Annotated in this window: 19 protein-coding genes and 2 pseudogenes; 16 read left to right on the top strand and 5 right to left on the bottom strand. The window is 64.9% G+C overall.

The features are described from left to right. The first annotated feature begins 5 nt into the window (after positions 1-5). The 3 genes from KUF59_RS00095 (at position 6) to KUF59_RS00105 (ending at position 2,936) form a co-directional block, all read left to right on the top strand. Entirely contained in the window at positions 6-923 is a 918-nt protein-coding gene (locus KUF59_RS00095; RefSeq protein ID WP_212456506.1) for a pirin family protein, read from the top strand. A 56-nt stretch (positions 924-979) separates the two neighbouring features. Continuing rightward, on the top strand, positions 980-1,894 hold the full coding sequence (locus tag KUF59_RS00100) for a phosphoribosylaminoimidazolesuccinocarboxamide synthase (RefSeq protein WP_212456505.1): 915 nt from the start codon (positions 980-982) through the stop codon (positions 1,892-1,894). 238 nt (positions 1,895-2,132) lie between these two features. Next, the gene (locus KUF59_RS00105) at positions 2,133-2,936 is read left to right on the top strand and encodes a crotonase/enoyl-CoA hydratase family protein (RefSeq protein ID WP_212456504.1); all 804 of its coding nucleotides are present in this window, start codon (positions 2,133-2,135) and stop codon (positions 2,934-2,936) included. A 6-nt stretch (positions 2,937-2,942) separates the two neighbouring features. Here KUF59_RS00105 and KUF59_RS00110 read toward each other — a convergent pair whose 3' ends face one another. Continuing rightward, on the bottom strand, positions 2,943-4,433 hold the full coding sequence (locus KUF59_RS00110; RefSeq protein WP_212456503.1) for an NAD-dependent succinate-semialdehyde dehydrogenase: 1,491 nt from the start codon (positions 4,431-4,433) through the stop codon (positions 2,943-2,945). A gap of 113 nt (positions 4,434-4,546) precedes the next feature. Continuing rightward, positions 4,547-4,867, bottom strand: coding sequence for a hypothetical protein (locus KUF59_RS00115; protein ID WP_212407623.1), 321 nt, complete (start codon positions 4,865-4,867; stop codon positions 4,547-4,549). Positions 4,868-5,212: 345 nt separating this feature from the next. Between KUF59_RS00115 and KUF59_RS00120 the strand changes: the two genes are divergently transcribed. Together KUF59_RS00120 and KUF59_RS00125 are read left to right on the top strand one after the other, a co-directional pair. Next, complete coding sequence (locus KUF59_RS00120) at positions 5,213-6,406, top strand: serine hydrolase domain-containing protein (protein WP_212456502.1); 1,194 nt, start codon at positions 5,213-5,215, stop codon at positions 6,404-6,406. A gap of 118 nt (positions 6,407-6,524) precedes the next feature. Continuing rightward, positions 6,525-8,219, top strand: coding sequence for an AMP-binding protein (locus KUF59_RS00125; RefSeq protein WP_258768073.1), 1,695 nt, complete (start codon positions 6,525-6,527; stop codon positions 8,217-8,219). A gap of 175 nt (positions 8,220-8,394) precedes the next feature. Here KUF59_RS00125 and KUF59_RS00130 read toward each other — a convergent pair whose 3' ends face one another. Continuing rightward, positions 8,395-9,255 (bottom strand): sulfite exporter TauE/SafE family protein, encoded by an 861-nt coding sequence (locus tag KUF59_RS00130; RefSeq protein WP_212456500.1) that lies wholly within the window; start codon positions 9,253-9,255, stop codon positions 8,395-8,397. A 499-nt stretch (positions 9,256-9,754) separates the two neighbouring features. On the opposite strand from KUF59_RS00130, the gene sdhC reads away from it, so the two are divergent. The 6 genes from sdhC (at position 9,755) to KUF59_RS00160 (ending at position 17,557) form a co-directional block, all read left to right on the top strand. Then, on the top strand, positions 9,755-10,150 hold the full coding sequence (sdhC, locus tag KUF59_RS00135; protein ID WP_212456499.1) for a succinate dehydrogenase, cytochrome b556 subunit: 396 nt from the start codon (positions 9,755-9,757) through the stop codon (positions 10,148-10,150). Further along, the gene (gene sdhD / locus KUF59_RS00140; protein ID WP_212456498.1) at positions 10,147-10,551 is read left to right on the top strand and encodes a succinate dehydrogenase, hydrophobic membrane anchor protein; all 405 of its coding nucleotides are present in this window, start codon (positions 10,147-10,149) and stop codon (positions 10,549-10,551) included. The genes sdhC and sdhD overlap by 4 nt, the downstream gene beginning before the upstream one ends. 3 nt (positions 10,552-10,554) lie before the next feature. Next, positions 10,555-12,390 (top strand): succinate dehydrogenase flavoprotein subunit, encoded by a 1,836-nt coding sequence (sdhA, locus tag KUF59_RS00145; RefSeq protein WP_212456497.1) that lies wholly within the window; start codon positions 10,555-10,557, stop codon positions 12,388-12,390. 42 nt (positions 12,391-12,432) lie between these two features. After that, positions 12,433-13,215: a succinate dehydrogenase iron-sulfur subunit gene (locus KUF59_RS00150; RefSeq protein ID WP_212456496.1), complete on the top strand. Its 783-nt coding sequence runs from the start codon at positions 12,433-12,435 to the stop codon at positions 13,213-13,215. 190 nt (positions 13,216-13,405) lie between these two features. Further along, positions 13,406-15,538 (top strand): hybrid sensor histidine kinase/response regulator, encoded by a 2,133-nt coding sequence (locus tag KUF59_RS00155; RefSeq protein ID WP_212456495.1) that lies wholly within the window; start codon positions 13,406-13,408, stop codon positions 15,536-15,538. Positions 15,539-15,589: 51 nt separating this feature from the next. Continuing rightward, positions 15,590-17,557, top strand: coding sequence for an ABC transporter ATP-binding protein/permease (locus tag KUF59_RS00160; RefSeq protein ID WP_212456494.1), 1,968 nt, complete (start codon positions 15,590-15,592; stop codon positions 17,555-17,557). Between the two features lie 14 nt (positions 17,558-17,571). On the opposite strand, the gene KUF59_RS00165 is transcribed toward KUF59_RS00160, so the two are convergent. Beyond that, the gene (locus KUF59_RS00165) at positions 17,572-18,336 is read right to left on the bottom strand and encodes an SDR family oxidoreductase (protein WP_408918140.1); all 765 of its coding nucleotides are present in this window, start codon (positions 18,334-18,336) and stop codon (positions 17,572-17,574) included. A 78-nt stretch (positions 18,337-18,414) separates the two neighbouring features. On the opposite strand from KUF59_RS00165, the gene KUF59_RS00170 reads away from it, so the two are divergent. The 5 genes and pseudogenes from KUF59_RS00170 (at position 18,415) to KUF59_RS00190 (ending at position 23,367) form a co-directional block, all read left to right on the top strand. After that, positions 18,415-19,341 (top strand): AraC family transcriptional regulator, encoded by a 927-nt coding sequence (locus tag KUF59_RS00170; RefSeq protein WP_212456493.1) that lies wholly within the window; start codon positions 18,415-18,417, stop codon positions 19,339-19,341. Positions 19,342-19,470: 129 nt separating this feature from the next. Continuing rightward, positions 19,471-20,298, top strand: coding sequence for an FkbM family methyltransferase (locus KUF59_RS00175; RefSeq protein WP_212456492.1), 828 nt, complete (start codon positions 19,471-19,473; stop codon positions 20,296-20,298). A gap of 21 nt (positions 20,299-20,319) precedes the next feature. After that, complete coding sequence (locus KUF59_RS00180; protein WP_212456491.1) at positions 20,320-20,706, top strand: VOC family protein; 387 nt, start codon at positions 20,320-20,322, stop codon at positions 20,704-20,706. A gap of 90 nt (positions 20,707-20,796) precedes the next feature. Then, positions 20,797-21,015: pseudogene (locus KUF59_RS00185) on the top strand (hypothetical protein); the annotation flags it as partial. A gap of 205 nt (positions 21,016-21,220) precedes the next feature. Then, positions 21,221-23,367: pseudogene (locus KUF59_RS00190) on the top strand (OmpA family protein). A gap of 56 nt (positions 23,368-23,423) precedes the next feature. On the opposite strand, the gene KUF59_RS00195 reads toward KUF59_RS00190, so the two are convergent. After that, on the bottom strand, positions 23,424-24,380 hold the full coding sequence (locus tag KUF59_RS00195) for a homocysteine S-methyltransferase family protein (protein WP_258768074.1): 957 nt from the start codon (positions 24,378-24,380) through the stop codon (positions 23,424-23,426). Positions 24,381-24,557: the final 177 nt, after the last annotated feature.

The following is a 24,557-nucleotide window of genomic DNA, read 5'->3' on the forward strand; positions in this document are numbered from 1 at the left end:
CTTCCATGAGCTGGATGCCCGACAACGATCCCGTGCTCGGTGATCCCAAATCCTGCGATGCGCTCGACCTCGTCATCGTGCCGCGCACCCGCGACCTCGGCGACGGATTCGCCGTGCGCCGCGCGCTGCCGCACGGCAAGCGGCAGATGGTCGGCCCCTTCATCTTTTTCGATCATTTCGGCCCGGTGCAGTTCGTTTCCGGCAAGGGCATGGATGTGCGGCCGCATCCGCATATCGGGCTTGCGACCGTCACCTATCTCTTCGACGGCTCGATCATGCATCGCGACAGCGAGGGCAACATCCAGGAGATCCAGCCCGGCGCGATGAATTTGATGACCGCCGGCCGCGGCATCGCGCATTCCGAGCGCACGCCGGATGCGCAGCGCGCCTCGGGGCAGAAGATGCTGGGCCTGCAAAGCTGGATCGCACTGCCGGCCGGATCCGAGGAGATCGCGCCATCGTTCCAGCATTACGGTGCCGGCGACCTGCCGATGATCTCCGAGCGCGATTTCACCGCGCGGGTGATCGCGGGCTCGTCGTTCGGCATTTCGTCGCCGGTCTCGATGGTGTCGCCCTGGTTCTATACCGAGGTGACGGCAGCGCAGGGCGCAAGCATTCCGCTCGACCCGGATCACGAGGAGCGCGCGATCTATGTCGTCGAGGGAGAGGTCGAGATCGCCAACGAGCGCTATGAGGGACCGCGGCTCCTGATCTTCCGGCCCGGCGACCGCATCACCGTGAAGGCGCGGACGGCCACGCGGATGATGTTTTTGGGCGGCGACGCGCTGGAAGGTCCGCGCCATATCTGGTGGAATTTCGTGTCGTCCAGCAAGGAGCGGATCGAGCAGGCCAAGCAGGACTGGAAAACCGGCCGCTTTGCGCCAGTTCCGCAGGAACATGAGTTCATTCCGCTGCCGGAATAGGATATCCCGGTCGTCGCGCGCCGCGCGCGACGACCTCCTACCGAAGGCCCTCTGCGATGACCACCATGCTCTCGAGCGACCTGCCCCTGCCAAAAATCGGGCGCGGCAAGGTGCGCGATATCTACGCCGTCGACGACGACCGCCTGCTGCTCGTCACCACCGACCGCATCAGCGCGTTCGACGTCGTGATGGGCGAGACCATTCCGATGAAGGGCGCGGTGCTGACGCAGATCAGCGCGTTCTGGTTTGGCAAGCTCGAAGGCGTGGTGCCGCATCACGTCATCAGTGCCAACACCGACGAGATCATCGCCGCTGTGCCGGTGCTGAAGGCCCACCGCGCCGACATCCTCGGCCGCGCCATGCTGTGCAAGCGCACCACCGTATTTCCGATCGAATGCGTGATCCGCGGCTATCTCTCGGGCTCGGCCTGGAAGGAATATGCAGGGAGCGGCACGCTCGCCGGCGAAAAACTGCCGGCAGGGCTCGTCGAGAGCGAAAAGCTCAACCCTGCGATCTTCAGCCCTGCGACCAAGGCCGAGACCGGCCATGACGAGAACATCACGATCGCGCAGATGCGCGAGGTGGTCGGCGACGAGACGGCCTATACGCTGGAGAGCATGACGCGCGCGATCTACACGCTCGGCGAGGAACTCGCCCGCGAGCAGGGCATCATCATCGCCGACACAAAGTTCGAATTCGGCCGCGACAAGGACGGCCGCATCATCCTGATCGACGAGGTGATGACGCCGGATAGTTCGCGCTTCTGGGCTGTCGACGCCTACAAGCCCGGCCAACCGCAGGCGAGCTTCGACAAACAGCCGCTGCGCGACTATCTCGACGTCGAGCGCCGCGCCGGCCGCTGGAACGGCGACGCCCCGCCCCCGCCGCTGCCGGCAAGCGTGGTCGAGGCGACCAGCAAGCGGTATCTGGAAGCGTATCGGCGGGTGACAGGGGCGGAGCTGAAGATCTAGCCTCACCCTCCGCTGTCGTCCTGGCGAACGCCAGGACCCATACCGCGGAATCTATCGATTGCGTGTGGTGCCAGTACCGGTCGGCCAGTCTTCGCCAAACTCCTCCCTGGGGTAACGGGTCCTGGCGTTCGCCAGGACGACACCGTGCGAGAGGCGCAATGCTTCGCTTCCTTCCAGCATTGCCTGTGAAGAGCACCGGTGCAAAACTCCCTGCAAATAACAACAGGGACGCGAACCCATGTCGGAAGCCAATGCCGTGCTGATCGAGCGCGACGGGCCGGTCACCATCATCTCCATCAATCGTCCGCATTGTCGCAACGCCGTCGACGGTACGACCGCGCGCAAACTCTATGACGCATTCCTTGCCTTCGACGCCGATAAGGACGCCTCGGTCGCCGTATTCACCGGCACGAATGGACATTTTTGCGCCGGCGCAGATCTCAAGGCCGTGGCAAAAGGCGACCGCGAAAAGATGCGCGAGATCGGCGGGCACAACACGATTGCGCCGATGGGACCGAGCAGGTTGCGGCTGTCCAAGCCGGTGATCGCCGCGATCGAAGGCTACGCAGTCGCCGGCGGCATGGAGCTTGCGCTGTTCGCCGACATGCGCGTGGTCGCGGAGGATGCGACCTTCGGCATCTTCTGCCGCCGTTTCGGCGTGCCGCTGATCGACCTCGGCACCATCCGCCTGCCGCGCCTGATCGGCCATTCGCAGGCCATGGACCTCATCCTCACCGGGCGCCCGGTTGGCGGCGCCGAAGCGCTGCGCATGGGACTTGCCAACCGCGTCGTCGGCCGCGGCGAGGCGGCGGCGCAGGCGATTGCACTCGCCAAGGAGATCGCACGCTTCCCGCAGAAATGCCTGCGGGCCGATCGGCTGTCGGCGCTGCGGCAATGGGACCTTTCCGAAGAAGAAGCGATCGCCAATGAGATGCGCGGCGGGCTCGAGGTGATCGCTTCGGGCGAAACGCTATCGGGCGCGACGCGCTTCGCCTCCGGCGTCGGACGTCACGGCGCGTTCGGCAGCGACGCCAGCGATTGATCGCAGCTACACCCCCGCCATCATCACGTATTTCATCTCGACATATTCCTCCATGCCGTGACGCGAGCCTTCGCGGCCGAGGCCGGATTCCTTCACGCCGCCGAACGGCGCGACTTCGGTCGTGATCAGGCCAGTGTTGACGCCAACCATGCCCGACTCCAGCGCCTCCGCAACGCGCCAGACGCGGCCGAGATCGCGGGAGTAGAAATAGGACGCGAGACCGAACGGCGAGGCGTTGCACAGCGCGATCACCTCGGCCTCGTCCTTGAAGCGGAACACCGGCGCGAGCGGGCCAAAGGTCTCCTCATGCGCGACGAGCGCGTCGGGCTTCACGTTCGCCAGCACCGTCGGCTCGAAAAAACTGCCGCCGAGCGCATGACGCTTGCCGCCGGTGACGATTTTTGCACCGCCCTTCACCGCATCCGCAATGTGCTTCTCGACCTTGTCGACGGCTTCCATGTTGATCAGCGGTCCCTGCACCACACCGGCTTCGGTGCCGTCGCCGATCTTCATCGCCGCGACCTTCTTCGAGAGTTTTTCGACGAACTCGTCGTAGATCTTGTCCTGGGCGTAGATGCGATTGGCGCAGACGCAGGTCTGGCCCATGTTGCGATATTTCGAGACGATGGCGCCTTCGACCGCGGCGTCGATGTCGGCATCGTCGAACACGACGAAGGGCGCGTTGCCGCCGAGCTCCAGCCCGAGCTTCTTCACGCCGACGGCGGCCTGCTGATAGAGGATCTTGCCCACTTCGGTCGAACCGGTGAAGCCGACGAAGCGCACGGCGGGATGCTCGCACAGCACCTTGCCAATCGCCGACGAATTGCCGGTGAGGATGTTGAACACGCCCTTCGGCACGCCGGCCTTCTCGGCGAGCGCCACCAGCGCAAGCGCGGTCAGCGGCGTTTCATTGGCGGGCTTCAGCACCACGGTGCAGCCGGCAGCCAGCGCCGGCGACACTTTTCGGGTGATCATCGAGCAGGGGAAATTCCACGGCGTGATCGCGCCGCAGACGCCAATCGGCTGCTTGATCGCGAGCAGGCGCGCGTCGGGACGCTGGGTCGGAATGGTCTCGCCATAAACGCGGCGGGCTTCCTCCGCAAAAAACTCGACATAGGCGCCGCCGATATCGACCTCGCCGAGCGCCTCCGCCAGCGGCTTGCCCTGCTCGGAGGTGAGGATCAGCGCCAGATCCTCGCGGTTGGCGGCGATCAGCTCGAACCATTTGCGCAAAATGTTGGAGCGCTGCTTGGCGGTGAGTTTCGCCCAGGCCGGGAAGGCGCGCTCGGCGGCTTCAACCGCCTGCGTCGTCTCGGCCGTGCTCATGACCGGGATTTTTGCCAGCTCGGTGCCGTTCACCGGATTGGTCACCGGCCGCGACGGCGTGCCGACCCAGGCGCCGTCGATGTAGCAGGCCTCGCGCAGCAGCGACGGGTCCTTGAGACGATCGCGGAAGGAGGCGGATTGGGCGGCGCGTGCAGCGGCGGTCGGGGTCATGGCGTTACTCCCAGGGGCTTTTCGGATTGGCCCGGAATATAGGCCCAACCGGCGCGCAATGCACCGCCGGCAACGCAAAGCTGCTTCAAGCTATTTTGGGGGCGAGCCGCGGCTTAAGCCGCCCCGCTCATATAGGTCTCGCGCCGGCCGATCATACGCTCGGCCGCAGCCTTGGCATCCGCCTTCGAATGGGTCGCGCAGGTCCGATATTCGAGATCGGGCACAGCCTTGGTGTCGCGGCGGCCGAACCAGGACTTTGAGCCGACCGGCAGCAGCGCCAACGACTGCGCCAGATTGTCGACCGCACCGAAGGAGTAGAGTGCGCCGGTCCCGGCAATCCGGACCTCGTAAATACCGGGCGAAATCGGCGCTTCGAGGTTCTCGCCCCGTCCGGGACGGGGATAGCGCTTCCATTCGCTCCAGGTCGAAATCATCTTAAATCCCCTCACGGCCATGAATGGCCGTCAATATTTGAATCAATCTTTGCACCGGCGGCCCGGCAGGCCAGGTTCTGAACGCCTTAGGGCACAATATGTTTCAGAGGCAACGCATCCGGAAACATATCGCCTGCTACCCGGCGAGGTCACGCCCGGTTGAAGCCATCCACCGCAGATTGCGAAGAGGTGTTGCAGATTGGTTGTCCTGTCGTCCTTCTCGCGTGGCCTGCCGTCAAGTCACGACATCGCGACCGGCACGGACCGGTTGACGCGCTTGCCGCGCGCGACCTGCGGGAGGATGATCGAACACTTCCAACAATAATCAAACCGGAGGAAACGTGCATGCAGAGCAAAGCTCAGATCGATCAGCTTTTGCGTCAGACCAGCGATGCCAAGGAGATCCCCGGCGTCGTCGCAATCGCCGCCACCGGCAAGGACGTGATCTATCAAGGCGCGTTTGGTAAACGTGACCTGTCCAAGCCCGACCCGATGACGACAGACAGTGTGTTCTGGATTGCGTCGATGACGAAGGCGGTCACCACCGCCGGCGCAATGCAGCTTGTCGAACAGGGCAAGCTCTCGCTCGACGAGCCGATCGGAAAGGTGTTGCCCGACATCGCCGCACCGCAGGTGCTCGAAGGTTTTGACGCCAAGGGCGAGCCGAAACTGCGACCAGCGAAAAAGCCGATCACGCTGCGCCAGCTCATGACGCATACCGCCGGCTTCTGCTACAACGTGTGGAACGGCGACTTCGCGCAATATCTCGAGAAGACCGGAACTCCGGACATCTTTTCCTGCAAGAACATCGCGCTGAAGACGCCGATCATGTCAGATCCCGGCTCGCGCTGGGAGTACGGCACCAACATCGACTACGTCGGCAAGGCCGTCGAGGCCGTCAGCGGCAAGAAGCTCGACGCTTACCTGCGCGACCACATGTTCGCACCGCTCGGCATGAGCGACACCGCGTTCAAGATCACCGGCGACATGCGCAAGCGCCTCGTCGGCGTGCACGCGCGCGGCGCGGACGGCCAGCTCGCCGCGATGCCGTTCGAGCTCGAGCAGAATCCGGAATTCCACATGGGTGGCGGCGGCCTCTATTCGACGGCCGGCGACTACATCAAGTTCACCCAGATGATCCTCAACAAGGGCCGCGGCAACGGCAACCAGGTGCTGAAGGCCGAGACCGTCGCCACGATGGGGCAGAACCACATCGGCGATCTCGCCATGACCAAGATGACCACGGTCGCGCCGATGTACACCAACGACGTCGACCTCTATCCGGAGCAGGTGAAGAAGTGGGGCCTCAGCTTCATGATCAACACCGCCAAGACCGCGGAAGGCCGCAGCGCCGGCAGCCTCGCCTGGGCGGGCCTCGCCAACACCTATTTCTGGATCGACCCATCGCGCGACGTCACCGGCGTGATCCTGATGCAGCTGTTGCCGTTCGTGGACGCGAAATGCCTGCAGGCTTTTGCGGGTTTCGAGCGCGGCGTCTATGCGGGGCTCGATGCCGGCAGCGGCCAGCGGGCGGCCTAACCCGTTAGTATGAGACGCGCCTCGTCGCGCGCGCCCGATACAACGGATACCCTCGTGCTCCGAAGGCAATCGCCTCCGGAGCACCAGGCAATAATCGACCGAGCGGGAGGACACGACCTTGGCAGACAAAGCCGACAGTTACGTTTGCGGCATCTCCGACACCCCGTTGCTCGGCGACACGATCGGGCGCAGCCTCGATCTGGCGGTGCGGCGCTGGGGTGGCCGCGAGGCGCTGGTCTCGCCCAGCCACGGTATCAGATGGACGTGGACCGAATTTGCCGCGCGGGTCGACGCGCTCGCCGCGGGCTTTCTCGCGCTCGGGCTGGAGCCGGGGCAGCGGATCGGCATCTGGTCGCTCAACCGTCCCGAATGGACGCTGACCCAGTTTGCCGCCGCCAAGGCCGGCCTGATCCTGGTGACGATTAACCCCGCCTATCGGCTGAGCGAACTCGAATTTGCGCTACACAAAGTCGGATGCGCCGCCCTCGTCACCGCGACCGCGTTCAAGACCAGCAACTACATGGAGATGCTGAACACGCTGCTGCCCGAGCTTGCGACCTCAAAGCCAGGCCAGTTGCGCGCGGCAAAGCTGCCCAATTTGCGCATGGTGATCCAGATCGGCGGTCCCGCGTCATCAGGCGCGATCCCCTTCGACGAGGTCGCCGCGATGGGCGGCGCAGGACATCCCGAGCAGTTGGCCGCGCTCGGCGCCTCGCTCCAGTTCGACGATCCCGTCAACATCCAGTTCACCAGCGGCACCACGGGATCGCCGAAGGGCGTGACGCTGACCCACCACAACATCCTCAACAACGGCTATTTCGTCGGCCGCGCCATGCGTCTGACGGAAGCGGATCGCATCTGCATCCCGGTGCCGCTCTATCACTGCTTCGGCATGGTGATGGGCAACCTCGCCTCGGTGACGCTGGGCGCGACCATGGTCTATCCCGGTGAAGGCTTTGATCCGCTCACCACGCTGAAGACGATCCAGCAGGAGAAATGCACCGCGCTCTACGGCGTGCCGACCATGTTCATCGCCGAGCTCGATCATCCGGAGTTTTCGAGCTTCGATCTCAAGTCGCTGCGCACCGGCATCATGGCGGGCGCACCCTGCCCGATCGAGGTCATGAAGCGCGTCAACACCGAGATGAACATGCGCGAGGTGACGATCGCCTATGGCATGACCGAGACGAGCCCTGTGAGTTTTCAAAGCGCGGTCGACGATCCCCTCGAACGCCGTGTCTCCACCGTCGGGCGCATCCATCCGCATGTCGAGGTCAAGGTCGTCGACCTCGACGGTAAGATCGTCAAGCGCGGCGAACGCGGCGAGCTCTGCACCCGGGGCTACAGCATCATGCTGGGCTATTGGGACGAGGCTTCGAAGACCGCCGACGTGCTCGACAAGAACGGCTGGATGCACACCGGCGATCTCGCCACCATCGACGCCGCCGGCTATTGCAACATCGTCGGCCGTATCAAGGACATGGTGATCCGCGGCGGCGAAAACCTCTATCCGCGCGAGATCGAGGAGTTCCTGTATCGCCATCCAAAGATCCAGGACGTGCAGATCTTTGGCGTCGCCGACCAGCGCTACGGCGAAGAACTCTGCGCCTGGATCAGGGTCCGCGCCGGCGAGACGCTGACGGCCGAAGAAGTGCGCGCCTTCTGCGAAGGGCAGATCGCCCACAACAAGATCCCGCGCTATGTCGAGTTCGTCGACGAATTCCCGATGACCGTGACCGGCAAGATCCAGAAGTTCTTGATGCGCGATGCGGTCGAGCAGCGGTTGGGGTTGAAGGCGGCGAAGACGGCGTGACGCATTGGCATGGGACGGACGCGCTTGCCGCATCCTCCGATGTCGTCCCGGCGCAGGCCGGGACCCATAGCCCCAGGGTAAAGTTTGGCGAAGATCGGTCGTTCGGGATTGGCACCGCGCGCACCCGATGGATTCCGCGGTATGAGTCCCGGCCTGCGCCGGGAGGACACTGCATTTACAGCCCGCTCGCCAGGCTCACCACAAAGCGGCTGCCGACGATGAGGAGATAGCAGCCGAACGCCGTCTCCAGCGTTCGCTTCGACATCGCGTGCGCGGCCTTCACCCCGAGCGGGGCCGTCACGAGGCTCATCGGCATGACCAGGATGGCGCCGATCAGCGAGACGAAGCCGAGCGCGAACGGCCATTGCAGGGCTGCGACGGCGGGATAGCGTGTCGCCGCGGGCCAGCCGGCATAGACATAGCCGAGCGCGCCGGGAATCGAGATCAGCACCGCGAGCGCGGACGAGGTCGCAACCGCCTGATGGATCGGCCGCCCGTAGAAGGTCATCAGGAGATTCGAGAACAACCCGCCGCCGATGCCCATCAGCGTCGAGAGGATGCCGACGCAGAAGCCGTAGGCGCGCATCAGCGGACCCTGTGGCAGGTCGTTGCCGAGCTTCCAGGTGTCGCGCGCGAAGATGAGGCGTATTGCAGCGGACCAGGCGACGCAGACGAACACGAGCTTGAACAGCCGCTCCGGCGCGTAGCGCGCGACGACGCTGCCGGCGATGACGCCGATCGCGATCGGCAGCCACCAGACCTTGAGGATCTCCATATCAACAGCGCCGCGCTTGTAATGCGCCTGGAACGAACGGATCGAGGTCGGGATGATGATCGCGAGCGACGTGCCGATGCAGAGCGGCATCCGCACGTCGAGCGGGACGCCGGCGACGCGAAAACATTCGTAGAGTACCGGTACGAGAATCGCGCCGCCGCCGATACCGAATACGCCGGCGAGGAATCCGGACAACGCACCGACACCGACGAGCAGCAGCGCCAGTTCGACAACGTCCCGAAGTGGAAGACCTGCGATCACGCGAAAGATTGCCCCGTGCGTGCGGCGACGGTTGTCCCGCCTGTTCTGGCGAGCTCTAGGCGATCTTGCCGTCGCGGTCGACGCGCCGGACCGCATGGCTGAGGTGGAATGCGTCGGTCGCATATCCACGGAGACCGCGTCCGATGGGCTCGCGCAATGCACTTGAGCGCCGAATCGCCGACCAGCGTTCGGCGCTGATGCGGGTGATCCGTCATTGAACGTACCGGACGGTTTAGAGCCGTTCCATGAAGCATTTCAAATCGGTGCGGCAACGCATCAGAAGGAGCGGTTCATGATTCATTGTTATGCTGCCACTATGAGGCTCTGGTATACCAAGCCCCTGATGATCCTTGTTTCATCATCGTTCAAGAGCTGAACAGCCGTTCGGTTTATCGCGATTTGGTGATTGCACGGATAGATTCGACTCCGTAAATAGGGCCGACCTTTCGCGATCCCCGCGCGCCCTATGCTGGGCCGCAATAAAACATCAAAGTCGCCCATGACCGCACGGATCGAACGACCGCTCTCACCCCACCTGCAAACATACCGCTGGACGCTGACGATGGCGCTGTCGATCGTCCATCGCGCCACCGGCATCGCGCTCTATTTTGGAACGCTTCTGCTGGCCTGGTGGCTGATTGCGGCCGCGTCGGGTCCGGCGGCCTATTCCCATGTGCAGGCGTTCACCGGCAGCTTCCTCGGCCGCCTCATCCTGTTCGGCTACACTTGGGCGTTGATGCACCACATGCTCAGCGGCATCAGGCATTTCGTCTGGGATCTCGGCTACGGCTTCAAGGCCAATGAGCGCGAGGCGCTGACCTGGGGCGCGCTGATCGGCGGCATCGCGCTGACCGTGCTGATCTGGATCATCTTCGCGATCGGAGTCGGACGATGAACGCGCCCGACACGCCCAAGCGCAGCATGCGCACCCCGCTCGGCCGCGTCCGCAATCTCGGCGCCGCCCATTCCGGCACGTCCGACTTCTGGCGCCAGCGCCTCACCGGCGTCGCCATGACGCTCTTGATGATCCCGGTGCTGGTCGTGATCATGATGCTGCTCAGCAGCAACCAGGCCGGAGCCAAAGTGATCCTCGGCTCGCTGCCGATCGCGGTGATCATGCTGCTCTTCATCTTCGCCAGCGCCTGGCACATGAAGATCGGCATGCAGGTGGTGATCGAGGACTACGTCCATAACGAGAAGCTGAAGCTCGTCTCGGTCATGCTCAACAACTTCTTCGTGATCGCGGTGGCGCTTGCCTCGACCTACGCGATTCTCAAACTTTCATCGGGAGTCTAGCCCATGGCCGGCGGTGCAAATGGCAAGGGAAACGGCGCTCCTGCCACGAATGGCAAGGCCTATCCGATCGAGGACCACACCTATGACGTCGTGGTGGTCGGCGCCGGCGGCGCGGGCCTGCGCGCCGTGGTCGGCTGCAGCGAAGCCGGCCTGCGCACCGCCTGTATCACAAAAGTCTTCCCGACCCGCTCGCACACCGTAGCCGCGCAAGGCGGCATCTCGGCCGCGCTCGGCAACATGCACAAGGACGACTGGCGCTGGCACATGTACGACACCGTGAAGGGGTCGGACTGGCTCGGCGACCAGGACGCGATCGAATACATGGTGCGCAACGCGCCCGAAGCCGTCTACGAGCTCGAGCATTGGGGCGTGCCGTTCTCGCGCACCGAGGACGGCAAGATCTACCAGCGCCCGTTCGGCGGCATGACCACGGAGTTCGGCAAGAGCCAGGCCCAGCGCACCTGCGCCGCCGCCGACCGCACCGGTCACGCGATGCTGCACACGATGTACGGCCAGTCGCTGCGCCATGCGGCCGAGTTCTTCATCGAGTTCTTCGCCATCGACCTGATCATGGACGACCAGGGCGCCTGCCGCGGCGTCATCGCGCTCAAGCTGGACGACGGAACGCTGCATCGCTTCCGCGCCCAGACCACGATTCTGGCGACCGGCGGCTATGGCCGCGCCTATGCCTCCTGCACCTCGGCCCATACCTGCACCGGCGACGGCGGCGGCATGGTGCTGCGCGCAGGGCTCCCGCTCCAGGACATGGAGTTCGTGCAATTCCACCCGACCGGCATCTACGGCTCGGGCTGCCTCGTCACCGAAGGTGCACGCGGCGAGGGCGGCTATCTCGTCAACTCCGAGGGCGAGCGTTTCATGGAGCGCTACGCACCTTCTGCGAAGGATCTGGCCTCGCGCGACGTCGTCTCGCGCGCGATGACCATCGAGATCCGCGAGGGCCGCGGCGTCGGCAAGAAGAAGGACCACATCTTCCTGCATCTCGACCACCTCGATCCCAAGGTGCTGCAAGAGCGGCTGCCGGGCATCTCCGAATCCGCAAAGATCTTCGCCAATGTCGACGTGACGCGCGAGCCGATCCCGATCGTGCCGACCGTGCACTACAACATGGGCGGCATCCCGACGAACTATCACGGCGAAGTGCTGACCAAGAGGGACGGCGACGACAACGCCATCATCCCCGGCCTGATGGCGCTCGGCGAAGCGGCCTGCGTCTCCGTGCACGGTGCCAATCGCCTCGGCTCCAACTCGCTGATCGACCTCGTGGTGTTCGGCCGCGCCGCGGCGCTGCGCTGCGCCGAGAAGCTCACCGCTAACGGCAAGCAGCCGGAGCTGCCGACCGACTCGGCCGAGAAGGCGCTCGGCCGGCTCGACCATTATCGCTACGCCTCCGGCGGCACGCCGACCGCAAAGCTGCGCGAAGGCATGCAGCATGTGATGCAGAACAATTGCGCGGTGTTCCGCACCGGCGACGTCCTGAGCGAAGGCCAGAACCTGATCCAGAAGGTCCATGGCGGCATCACCGATATCGCCGTGTCCGACCGTTCTCTGGTGTGGAATTCCGACCTGATCGAGACGCTGGAGTTCGACAATCTGATCTCGCAGGCGGTGGTGACCATGAACTCGGCCGCCAACCGCACCGAAAGCCGCGGCGCGCATGCGCGCGAGGATTTTGCCGACCGCGACGACAAGAACTGGATGAAGCACACGCTCGCCTGGATCGACGAGGCCGGCAAGGTCGCGATCGAGTACCGCCCGGTGCACAACTACACCATGACCAACGACGTGCAGTATATCCCGCCCAAAGCTCGCGTTTACTAAATCGACGCGCGTGTACTAAGCGAAAGCGAAGGCCTTATCGAAATGGTTGAATTCGCACTTCCGAAGAATTCCAAGATCACCGGCGGCAAGACCTGGCCGAAGCCGGCCGGCGCGACCGAGCTTCGCGAATTCCGCGTCTATCGCTGGAATCCGGACGACGGCAAGAATCCGAGCGTCGACACCTACTACGTCGACACCCACGATTGCGGGCCGATGGTGCTGGACGGCCTGATCTGGATCAAGAACCACATCGACCCGACGCTGACCTTCCGCCGCTCCTGCCGCGAAGGCGTCTGCGGCTCCTGCGCCATGAACATCGACGGCCAGAACACGCTGGCCTGCACCCGCTCGATGCACGACGTGAAGGATGGCGCGGTGAAGATCAACCCGCTGCCGCACCAGCCCGTCGTGAAGGACCTGGTGCCCGACCTCACCAATTTCTATGCGCAGTACGCCTCGGTCGAACCGTGGCTGAAGACGACCTCGCCGACGCCGCAGAAGGAATGGCGGCAGAGCCATGAGGACCGCGAGAAGCTCGACGGTCTCTACGAGTGCATCCTGTGCGCCTGCTGCTCGACGTCCTGCCCGAGCTATTGGTGGAACAGCGACCGCTATCTCGGACCCGCCGCCCTGCTCCAGGCCAACCGCTGGGTCTCTGATTCGCGCGACGAAGCCACCGGCGAACGGCTCGACAATCTCGAGGATCCGTTCCGGCTTTATCGCTGCCACACCATCATGAACTGCGCCAAGGCTTGTCCGAAGGGACTGAACCCGGCCGAGGCCATCGCCGAGCTCAAGCTCAAGATGGTCGAGCGGCAGGTTTAAGCAAAGTTTTAGGGATCACTCCCGGCGAGAATCGCCGGGAAGCACCCCACTACCTGCAATAGATTGTGGCAAAATTTGCTACCGACCCGCCCTGGCGGGCAGATGGAAGCATTGCGGTGGTTCCGACCACAAGCTGCTTCCTTCCGACCGGGAGTTTCAAGTAAGATTCGCTCCGGGACAGGAGCGGAATGTGCAGGGCGCGCACCGCAATTCGCTAAGACTCTTGCAGTGGATGATGGCGGCATCCCTGGCGCTGCCGATTGCGCTGTTCGCGATTGCCTCCGCGATCTCCTACACCTCCACCAACGACATCGCCGATCGTGAAATCGAGCGCACGCTCGATGTCGCGCATGAGCACGCGCTGAAAGTGTTCGAGACCATCGACCGCAGTCTTGCCGAGCTCAACGAGGTCGTGCACGGGATTCCGGACGAGGTCATCAGGTCGCGCGAGCCCGCGCTACACCTGCGGCTGAAGCGGCTTTCGGACTCGCTGCCACAGCTCAAATCCGCCTGGGTGTTCGATGCGCAAGGCCGGCCGCTCGTCAACAGCATCATCTCGCCCGCGCCGCAGATGAGCTTTGCCGATCGCGACTATTTCAACGCCCATGTCGACCACAATGTCGGCACCTTCATCGGCACCCCGCTGACGCCGCGCCAGCCCTATCAGGGCGCGCGCTTCTTCGGCGTCAGCCGGCGCCGCGACTCCGATGACGGCAGCTTCATCGGCGTGATCCAGGCCTCCGTCCTGCCGGAATATTTCGAGAGCTTCTACACGCGGATCGGCCGCGATCCCGGCAGCTTCTTCGCGATCGGCCGGACCGACGGCATGGTGCTGGCACATTTCCCGCGCCTCGATCGCGACGTCCGGCTCGATCCGGGCGGGCCGGTCGGACGGAAGATCGCCGCGAGCCCGGACCATGGGCTGATAACCATCGCGTGGCCGTCCGACGGCATCGAGCGGCGTATCGGCTACAAGCGCGTCGCCGAATATCCGATCTATGTCAGCGCGGGCCTGGAGACGTCGGCGATCCGCGCGCGCTGGTATGCGACCATCGGCCAGCATCTGGTCTTCGGCGTGCCCGCGACTGCGCTGCTGTTCCTGTTCCTGGCCCTGGCGTTCCGGCGCACCCAACATCTCCAGGCCGAAGGCGCGAGGCGCCGCGACGCCGAGGAAGCGCTCAAGCACAGCCAGCGCCTCGAGGCGCTCGGCCAGCTCACCGGCGGCGTCGCGCACGACTTCAACAATCTCCTGACGGTGATCCGCGCCTCCGTCGACCTGTTGAACCGGCCGCAATTGTCGGAGGAGCGGCGGCAGCGCTACATCAACGCCATCGCGGACTCGGTGGCGCGCGCCGCCAAGCTGACCTCGCAGCTCCTCGCCTTCGCGCGGCGCCAGACGCTGAAACCGGAAGTGTTCGATGTCGGCGCGCGGGTGCAGTCGCTGCACGACATGCTCGCCACGCTGCTCGGGCCCGGCGTCGACATCGCGATGCGGCTGCCGGCGGAGCCGTGCCTGGTCAATGCCGATGCCGGCCAGTTCGAGACGGCCTTGTTCAACATGGCGGTGAACGCGCGCGATGCCATGCAGGGTCGCGGCAAGATCGTTTTCACGGTGCAGGCGGCAACGGCCGTGCCCGATTCACTGGCCCATCTGGTCGGCAGCCACGGCTTTGTCACCGTCGACGTCGCCGACACCGGCGTCGGCATCCCGGCGGCGCAGATCGGCCGCATCTTCGAGCCGTTCTTCACCACCAAGCAGGTCGGTCGCGGCACCGGCCTCGGCCTGTCGCAGGTGTTCGGCTTTACAAAGCAGTCCGGCGGCGAGGTCACGGTTGCGAGCGAGGTCGGCAAGGGCAGCACCTTCACGCTCTATCTGCCGCGCGTGCCCGCCGAGATCCTCCCACGGCGGCAGGCGCCCGACACGGCGCCCGCGGTTGCCGGCAACGGCATGTCGGTGCTGCTGGTCGAGGACAATATCGAGGTGGCGAATTTCGCCGCCGACGGCCTCACCGAGCTCGGCTATTGCGTGACACTGTCAGACAATGCCGACGACGCGCTCGCAGAACTCGCCGGCGATGCCGATCGCTTCGACGTGGTGTTCTCCGACGTGGTGATGCCCGGCAAGAGCGGGCTCGATCTCGCACACGAGGTCCGCAACCGCGGCATCGAGGTGCCGATCGTTCTCACCACCGGCTACAGCCAGGTGGTGTCGCAGGAGGGCAGCGGCGGATTCGAACTGCTGCAAAAGCCCTACACGATCGAGCAGCTCTCGCAATTCCTGCACAAGGCCGCCCGGCTGCGCCAGGTCGGAGCCGCCGAATAGCGGCACCGGAACCTCAGGGAACCATTTGAATTCCCTCCGCGTTACCGGGCGATGGAGAGCCAACCCGCAGCGCGCAAGCAGAACAAGAAGGGCAAGCCGCCGCCGATTGTCGAGATCGTGGGCGAGAATGGCGAAGAAGTCGCGCCGCCGCCACCGGAGGTTCTCGAATCCGACGCCGAGCTGACGCCCGAGGAGGCCGAGCAGGCGCGGAAGGATTATCTGCTCACCCGGTTCTGGATCAGCGCGCGGGGCTTTTGGGGCAAGAACGGCGACCGGCTGGCGTGGCCGTTCTCGATCGGCCTCGTCGTGCTGATCGTCCTGACCGTCGGCTTCCAGTACGGCATCAATGTCTGGAATCGCGCGATTTTTGACGCGATCGAACAGCGCGATGCGGCGACGGTCTTTCACCTCTCCGCCGTGTTCTTTCCGCTCGCGATCGGCAGCATCGTGCTCGGCGTCGTGCAGGTGTTTGCGCGCATGGGCATTCAGCGCCGCTGGCGCGCCTGGCTCACCAACAGCGTGCTGACGCGCTGGCTCGCCAACGGCCGCTATTACCAGCTCAATCTCGTCGGCGGCGACCACAAGAATCCCGAATACCGGATCGCCGAGGATTTGCGGATCGCAACGGATTCGCCGGTCGATTTTCTCGCCGGCGTGACGTCGGCGTTCCTGTCGGCCGCAACCTTCATCGTCGTGCTCTGGACCATCGGCGGCGCGCTCACGGTGACGCTGGGCGGGACATCGCTCACCATCCCCGGCTTCCTCGTGATCGCGGCGATCGTCTACGCCGCGATCGCGTCGAGCTCGATCATGGTGATCGGCCGGCGTTTCGTGCAGGTGTCCGAGGACAAGAACCAGGCCGAGGCCGACTTCCGCTACACGCTGACGCGCGTGCGCGAGAACGGCGAAAGCATCGCGCTGCTGGGCGGCGAGGAGGAAGAGCGCGGCGGCATCGACCGCAACCTTACAAGCCTCTTGCGGCAATGGGCGCGGCTTGCCGGGCAGCACATGCGCACCACGCTGGTGTCGCAGGGATCGGGCCTCGTTGCACCCGTCGTGCCGCTCCTGCTCTGTGCGCCAAAATTCCTCGACGGCAGCATGTCGCTCGGACAGGTGATGCAGGCGGCTTCCGCCTTCACCATCGTGCAGAGCGCGTTCGGCTGGCTGGTGGATAATTATCCGCGGCTCGCCGACTGGAACGCCTGCGCGCGCCGCATCGCCTCGCTGATGATGTCGCTCGACGGCCTCGAGCGTGCCGAGCAGGGCGACGGCATCGGCCGCATCAAGCGCGGCGAGACCGGCAATGATGCGATACTCGAGATGAAGGATCTTTCCGTCACGCTCGACGACGGCACTGCCGTGGTCGCCGAGACCGAGGTGGTGATCGAGTCCGGCGAGCGCCTGCTGGTCGCCGGCGAATCCGGCACCGGCAAGAGCACGCTGGTCCGCGCCATCGCCGGCCTGTGGCCATGGGGCGGCGGCAGCGTCAATTTCCATCCCGACCGCCGGCTCTTCATGCTGCCGCAGCGGCCCTACGTGCCTTCGGGCAGCTTGCGCCGCGCGGTCGCCTATCCCGGTGCCGCCGAAGACTGGACCGTGGACGAGATCGGCGGCGCCTTACACAAGGTCGGCCTCGATCATCTCAAGGAAAAGATCGAGGAAGAGGGCCCGTGGGACCAGACGCTGTCCGGCGGCGAGAAGCAGCGCCTCGCCTTCGCACGGCTCTTGCTGCACAGCCCCGACATCGTCGTGCTGGATGAGGCGACCTCGGCGCTCGACGAAAAGAGCCAGGACAGGATGATGAAGACGGTCACGGACGAATTGCCGAAGGCGACCATCGTCAGCGTGGCGCATCGCGCCGAGCTCGAAGCCTTCCACAGCCGCAAGATCGTGCTGGAGCGGCACAAGGGCGGCGCAAAGCTCGTCAGCGACATCGACCTGATTCCGCGCAAGGGCAAGCGCCGCCTGCTCGGCTGCTTCCTGCGCCACCGCGGGTCAAACGCGAAGAAGGCGGCGTGACGATCGGCCTCGGTTCACGATTGCGCCGTGGGTCGAACCACGATATCGCCGACATCGACGTCCGCAGGCTGCTCGATCGCGAACGCGATGGCTCGTGCAATCGCATCCGGTGCGATCGCGATCTCGTCCATCCTGGCGGCAGTGTCCGCCCTGATCGGAGGATTGGTCATCGAGGCCGGAAAATCCGTCTTGACGAATCCGGGTGAGATGCCGGTGACCCGCAACTTGTCACCCGCCTCGAGCCGCAAACCCTCCGAAATGGTCCGAACCGCGTTCTTCGTGCCTGCATAGACCGCCTGGTTTGGCACAATCTTCAAACCGGCCGTTGAGATCACGGTCACGAGGTGGCCGAAGCCCTGTTGCCGAAAAACGGGAAGCGCGGCGGCAACGCCATAGAGGAACCCCTTGAGATTGACGTCGATCATCGCCTCCCAATCGTCGACGCGCAGATCGTCGAGCGGCGAAATCGGTCCTATGCCGGCATTGCCCACGAAAACGTCCAGCTTGCCGAATCGTGCGCAGGCAAACTCCACCAGTTCGTCGAGTTCCCGGCGGATCGTGACGTTCGTCGCCCTGCAGGCGGCTTGTCCTCCGGATCCGATGATTTCATCGCACAAGCCTTCAAGCCGCTGTACGCGACGGGCAGCAAGAACGACCTTTCCGCCCCGTGCCGCAAGCAGGCGCGCGCTAGCTGCGCCGATGCCACTGCTCGCCCCGGTAATGACAATGACTTTTCCGTCAATCATCGACGCTCTTCTCTCCTTCGGCAGAAGTCTCATCAGCTCGAGATTTTGCAGGATCTCTCCGGACGGTCTATGCTTGAAGCTCCGCAATTTCATCGCAACCGTCCAAGATCGATGACCGACGCCCTATCGGACCTGTTCTCATTTCTCGACGTTCGGAGCGCGCGGTGCACGCGGTTCGAGGCCGGCGGAAAATGGGCCTTCAGATTTCCAGCGAAGCCGGCCCTCAAATTCGCGGCGGTCCTGTGCGGAGAATGCTGGATCATGCTGCCGGGACGGAGTCCGCAGAAGCTCGTGGCCGGCGACACCTTTCTTCTCGCGGAAGCTCCGCCCTACGTGCTGGCAAACGATCCGAACCTGAATCCCCGGGATGGACTTGCATCATTCGACTGGGCGCATTCCGACATCGCGCGTCATGGTGGAGGCGAAACCGCACTCATGGCGGGCAGCTTCGTCTTCGAGGCGCTTCATGTGCGGCTGCTGCTCGATGCATTGCCGTCCTTCATGCTCATTCCCGCGAAGGATAGGGCGGCCGACGTGCTACGCGGGGTGCTCGAAATTCTCGACCGCGAGATTCGCTCCGAACGGATCGGCGCCTCCGTGGTGACGCGGCGCCTTGCCGAAATCCTGCTCGTCCAGGTCCTGCGCGGCAATGACACGCAGCATGGCAATGCCGAAAGCGGATGGATTGGCGCCGCGGCCGATCCCAAGATTGGAGCCGCCCTCAGCGCCATGCACTCCGACATAGCGCACCGCTGGACCGTCGAGGAGCTTGCGCGTCGCGCCGGGATGTCGCGGTCGGCTTTTGCGCTCGCATTCAAGACGAAGGTCGGCACGTCACCGCTTGACCATTTGCTGCGCTGGCGCATGCAGGTCGCGCGCGCGGCCTTGCGCCGGGGCGAGACGATCACCTCCGTGGCTGCCAGGACGGGTTATGCCTCGGAATGCGCATTCGGCAATGCGTTCAAGCGCGTCCATGGCAAGCCGCCAAAGCGGTACTGGTCCGTGTCGGAAGCGGCGCCCGAAATTTCGCCGATTTAGGCGGTTGAAGCCGCTAGGCAGCAGCGTGGTCTTCTTCTTGCGCCGACGCGAGACGGCCGCGCGAAGGGTCGTTGGAGTCGCGACCAAAACCGGCTATGCATGCGGCCGCCCGCAACGAGGACGCCTTATTTGACTCCCGACAACGACCCTTCGCCCGCGCCGTTCGGCGTTTTCGCGCCCAATGCGGCGCAGGCTGCGATTATCAGCCTTGCGCAGCGCTCGCGGCTGAAGCGCGGTGCGTTCCGTCCCTGGTTGTCGCGGCTGGTCAATCTGATGCGCTCGGGCCCCGTCGACGTCACCTATCAGGGCGCTTCGTTCCGCTTCTATCACCAGGGCAGCGCGACCGAGCGCGGCGCGCTGTTCAATCCCGACTACAATCTCGATGAGCTCGATTTCCTGCGCCAGCACACGCCATCAGGCGGCGTCTTCCTCGATGTCGGCGCCAATGTCGGTACCTTCTCGCTGGTGATGGCGCGCCATGTCGGCGCACAGGGCAAGGTGGTCGCGATCGAGCCGCATCCAACAACCTTTGCGCGGCTGTCCTTCAACCATGCGGCATCTGACGTGCCGCAGGTCCGCCTGGTGCAGGCGGCCGCCGGTCCAAGCGATGGCGAACTGATGATCGAGACCGACGGCGACAATCTCGGCGCCAGCCACGTCGTCACCGGCACGGCCACGGCGCAAGCGATCAAGGTGCCATCGTTGCGCTTGACGCGGATCCTCGAAGAGGCCGGCGTGAGCAAGGTCGACGGCCTGAAGATCGACGTCGAGGGTTTTGAGGATCACGTCCTCATCCCCTTCTTCAAGGAGGCAGCGCCCGCGCTGTGGCCGCGCGCGGTGGTGATCGAACATCTGTCACAAAAGGAATGGCGCGAGGATTGTATTGCAGACATGGTCGCACGCGGTTTTGCGATCATCAAAAAGACACGCAGCAATACCTTCCTGCAACGCGAATGAAATTGAACGACGGAGATTGCGATGATCGACCATCTGGGCTTTCCGGTTTCCGACTATGAGCGCGCCAAGGCGTTCTACCTGAAGGCGCTGGCGCCGCTCGGCTACAGCCTGATCATGGAAGTGACGCAGGAGCAGACCGGCCACGATGCCGCCGCGGGCTTTGGCGCCGACGGCAAGCCGGATTTCTGGATCGGCGGCGAAGGCGCGCTGAACAAGCCGGTGCATGTCGCGATTCTCGCGAAGGACCGCGCCACGGTGGATGCATTCTACAAGGCCGCAATCGCGGCCGGCGGACGCGATAACGGACCGCCCGGCATCCGGGCGCATTATCACCCCAATTACTACGGCGCCTTCGTACTCGATCCCGACGGCCACAATATCGAGGCGGTCTGCCACACGCCGGCCTAAAGCGCGACGAATTTGGACATCGCGCACAGGGGAACATCGGCGCATCGCCGACGTTGTCGTCCTTCGAGCAACGAACCCAGATGATGCACGATGCCGATCGAACCGCCGGAGATACCTCCGGCCACGCCGGGCAATCCCACCGAGCCACCGCCGGGCATTCCGCCCGGGAATCCGCAGCCCGAAATCACGCCACCGGTGCGCGAGCCCGGCGAATCACCGCGGCCGGACGAACTGCCGGGCCGCATTCCCGAAGAGATTCCGCCGCGCGGTCCGAACGGGCCGCGCACACCAAATCCCGCGACCGACGCGGATTTGTCGCGGGCCATGCATGTGAAGCGATTGCAAGATGCATCTGAATGCGCAATGAACGTCGATGTTTTGAATCGCTTCGCATGCGGAAATAAATCGAGCCGCGTGGCGCCCGACCGCCACATTCCGGCCTAACGCGTATCAGTTCATCGTCCGACGACTATTCACCCGACTTCGTTCAAGAACCTTCCGGGGATTTGTTCTCATGACTCACCTTCGCTTCGTGCTGCTTGCCACGACGGCTCTTACCGCGATGCCATTCGCAAGCTCCGCATCGCATGCGCAAGACGCATCTGCGCCCATCGTGATCGCGCAGGCCGGCCCGGCAGGCGAAGTCGGCCCTGACGGAAAACCGAAGCAACCGCCGAAGGGACCTGCGGCACCCCCGCCCGCAGCAAAGCCGCCGGCTCCGCCGCCGCCACCTGCTGCAGCCCCGCCGCCGCCTCCCGCGCGTCCGGCCGCACCGCCGCCTGCGGCTGCACCGCCGCCGCCACCGCGCCCGGCTGCTCCACCTCCGCCGCCCCCCGCACCGTCACGTCCGACGCCGCCACCGCCGCCGGCCGCGACGCATCCGGCACCTCCGCCGCCGCCTCCTGCAGCAGCACCGAAGGCACCGACACCGCCTCCGGCCGCAGCCCCGCAGCAGCATGCGCCGACGCCACCACCTCCGCCGCCTGCGGCTGCGCCACCGGCGCGCGTTGCTCCGACGCCCACTCCGGCTGCTCCGCCTCCGCCGCCCCCAACCACACGCGCGACACCAACTCCGCCGCCCCGCCTCCGGCTTCACCGCCACCGGGACGAACGCCGCCGGCGCCGACGCCCGCTCCGGGTGCTGCGCCCGCTCCGACGGCAACACCGGCTCCAGGAGCTGCACCGACCACGCCGCCACCGGGCCGCTCGGGTCCGCCGCCTGCCGGCGCACCGACGGCTGCGCCGGGCGCAACCCCTGCGCCCACCGGAACGCCTCCGGCTGCTGGCGCCGGCACGCCGCCGCCCGGACGCCCGGGCCAGCCACCTGCTCCGGCGGGATCGCCGACGCCTGCGCCCGGCGCGACACCGGCACCCACGGGCACGCCGCCCGCTGGTGGTGCTCCGACCCCGCCTCCGGGACGTCAGGGCGGCACGCCGCCTGCCGGCGCACCTGCCGCTGGCGCACCCGCAACCGGACCTGCCGCCGGCGCGCCTGCCGGCACACCGACCGCGCCACCGCAGGCGGTCGGACCCCGGGCGCCATCTGTCGTCCCCGGTACGCCAGCCGCAGCGCCACCGCCCGACAGGGCACAAAACGCTCCGCCGACGGTTGCCCCGGCCTTCCGGGCCGCGCCGACGGTCACAGCACCGCTGCCGCCACCGCCGCGCCCGCCGCAGCGCGATCTGACGCCGCTGGCGATCGGTGCAGGTGTCGTGGCCGGCGCCGTGATCGGCGCGACCATCGCCGACTATCGCAACCAGCGACGCGAGACCGTCGAAGGTGGCCGCACTGTCTACACCGAACCGGATCGCATCATCGTCCGCGATCCGGGCGGGCAGGCATATGTCCGCGGCAACGATCTCTATCGCTTCCGCTATGGCGCCCGCGACATCCGCACCGACACCGTCGGCGGCGACACCCGCACCGTCGTGATCCGTCCCGACGGCAGCGAGGTGATCACCGTGGTCGGTCCGGACGGTCGGTTGCTGCGGCGAGTCCGCAGGGACCCCGGCGGTCGCGAGATCATCATCATCGACAACAGCTACCGCGATCCGCGGTCGGTCGGCGGCTTCTATGTCGACGTGCCGCCGCCGGTCGTCAACATTCCCTACGATCGCTATATCGTCGATGCCCAGGAGGCATCGCCGGATGTGATCTACCAGACGATGGTGGCACCGCCGGTGCAACGGATCGATCGTCGCTACACGCTCGACGAGATCCGCTACAGCCCCAATGTTCGCATGCAAATGCCGAGCATCGACGTCAACACGATCAACTTCGAGACGGGATCGTGGACCATCCCACCGGATCAGGCGGCGAAGCTGCAAGCGATCGCCGACGGTCTCAACCGTGCGATCCAGGCCAATCCGCGCGTGGTGTTCCTGATCGAAGGTCACACCGACGCGGTCGGCAACGACGTCGACAATCTGTCATTGTCGGACCGTCGTGCGCAGTCCGCGGCCGAATTGCTGACCCAGCAATTCAACGTGCCGGCAGAGAACCTGACGTCGCAGGGTTACGGCGAGCAGTATCTGAAGGAGCAGACGCAAGGGCCGAGCCTGATCAACCGGCGCGTCACCATCCGCAACATCACGCCGCTGCTCAACGGCGGACAGGCCTCGCTGCCGCCGCCCCCTCCCGGCACCGCGCCGCCGCGCTGAGACAAAGCACGCAAAATGCAAATGGCCGGGAGCGATCCCGGCCATTTCATTTTGGATCATGCGCTCAGTGCCTGAAACGGCATGCATGCGTCGCAGACGGCTGCGACATGCCGGTGATCGGTGCCGCAGCAACCGCCGAGAATTCGCATGCGCGGGAACGCGCGCCTGAGCGACAGATAGCGGCGGCCGAGATCGATGGGATCGCCACTGTCGAGCGTCTCGGACTCGTCAAGCTCGGCATGACTCTTGATAGATGCATTGGCCCTGACGCCATGAATGCGCTCGACCCATGCCTCGCCGGCTTCGAGAGCGCCCTCAAAATGCGTTGGATGAGCGCAGTTGATCAAAAAATATTCGCAAGCGCGTTCCGTTGCACCGTCGACCGATTCGATCGCTTCGCGCAGTGTTTCTCCCCTGACCAGCCGACCGTCGGTTTCGACCGTAAAAGAGATAGCGACCGGAATAGCCTGCGTCTTCGCTGCACGCGCCACGCCGATGGCCTCATTGATACTGTTCAGCGTGAACGCGGTCACCATGTCGGCGCCCGCCGCGGCGAAGGCCCCGATCTGGGTAACATGATAGGCCTCCGCCTCTATCGCATCCATGTTGCCGGCCTTGTAACCGTCGCCCCGCGGACCGATCGCGCCGTTGATCACGCAAGGCAGGCCAGGAGCCTCCCACGCCCTCCGCAACTCCTCGAGGAAACGAATGGAGCGCATGTTGATTGCCTTGAGCCCGTCCGCATCGTAGCCGAGCTTGGCACCCCAATCGGGATTGGCGCGCCAAGTGGGACTATCGAGCACGAAACCGAGCCCATGCTGCCGCGCGATGCGGAGATAGGCTTCGTAGTACCGCTTCAAATGCGCGCGGCCATCCGCGCTGTCGAGCAGCACGAATGCGGCGAAGTGGGGCAGTTCCAGCCCATCGTGAAAGATCAGGGTGGTTTCCATGCCGCCGTCGGTCAGGAAGATGCCGCCGCGGTGCTGCGGCAGATCGTGTCTGTATTTGGCCATTGGTCGCTCCATCGCTTGCGAGGGCCGCTCTCTTCGTTCGGTCGCCTCGGCCGCCCTTCGGTCTCGCGCAAGTGGTGCCGCATAATGTCGCGCGACTCTAGAAGCCTGATGGTGCGGCTGAACCTCGGCTCTCAAACCAATACAAAATCAGAGACTTGCATGAAGCATGACGGTCCC

Origin of the sequence: Bradyrhizobium arachidis (assembly GCF_024758505.1) — a bacterium.
GTDB lineage: Bacteria > Pseudomonadota > Alphaproteobacteria > Rhizobiales > Xanthobacteraceae > Bradyrhizobium > Bradyrhizobium manausense_C.

Bases quoted from the DNA above. Each gene is read 5' to 3' on its own strand.
- KUF59_RS00170 (WP_212456493.1), top strand. From the start codon at position 18,415: ATGACCGACGCCCTATCGGACCTGTTCTCATTTCTCGACGTTCGGAGC.
- KUF59_RS00120 (WP_212456502.1), top strand. From the start codon at position 5,213: ATGCAGAGCAAAGCTCAGATCGATCAGCTTTTGCGTCAGACCAGCGAT.
- KUF59_RS00150 (WP_212456496.1), top strand. From the start codon at position 12,433: ATGGTTGAATTCGCACTTCCGAAGAATTCCAAGATCACCGGCGGCAAG.
- KUF59_RS00165 (WP_408918140.1), bottom strand. From the start codon at position 18,336: ATGAGACTTCTGCCGAAGGAGAGAAGAGCGTCGATGATTGACGGAAAA.
- KUF59_RS00180 (WP_212456491.1), top strand. From the start codon at position 20,320: ATGATCGACCATCTGGGCTTTCCGGTTTCCGACTATGAGCGCGCCAAG.
- sdhA (WP_212456497.1), top strand. From the start codon at position 10,555: ATGGCCGGCGGTGCAAATGGCAAGGGAAACGGCGCTCCTGCCACGAAT.
- sdhD (WP_212456498.1), top strand. From the start codon at position 10,147: ATGAACGCGCCCGACACGCCCAAGCGCAGCATGCGCACCCCGCTCGGC.
- KUF59_RS00105 (WP_212456504.1), top strand. From the start codon at position 2,133: ATGTCGGAAGCCAATGCCGTGCTGATCGAGCGCGACGGGCCGGTCACC.
- KUF59_RS00115 (WP_212407623.1), bottom strand. From the start codon at position 4,867: ATGATTTCGACCTGGAGCGAATGGAAGCGCTATCCCCGTCCCGGACGG.
- KUF59_RS00095 (WP_212456506.1), top strand. From the start codon at position 6: ATGAGCTGGATGCCCGACAACGATCCCGTGCTCGGTGATCCCAAATCC.
- sdhC (WP_212456499.1), top strand. From the start codon at position 9,755: ATGACCGCACGGATCGAACGACCGCTCTCACCCCACCTGCAAACATAC.
- KUF59_RS00195 (WP_258768074.1), bottom strand. From the start codon at position 24,380: ATGGCCAAATACAGACACGATCTGCCGCAGCACCGCGGCGGCATCTTC.
- KUF59_RS00100 (WP_212456505.1), top strand. From the start codon at position 980: ATGACCACCATGCTCTCGAGCGACCTGCCCCTGCCAAAAATCGGGCGC.
- KUF59_RS00110 (WP_212456503.1), bottom strand. From the start codon at position 4,433: ATGACCCCGACCGCCGCTGCACGCGCCGCCCAATCCGCCTCCTTCCGC.
- KUF59_RS00160 (WP_212456494.1), top strand. From the start codon at position 15,590: ATGGAGAGCCAACCCGCAGCGCGCAAGCAGAACAAGAAGGGCAAGCCG.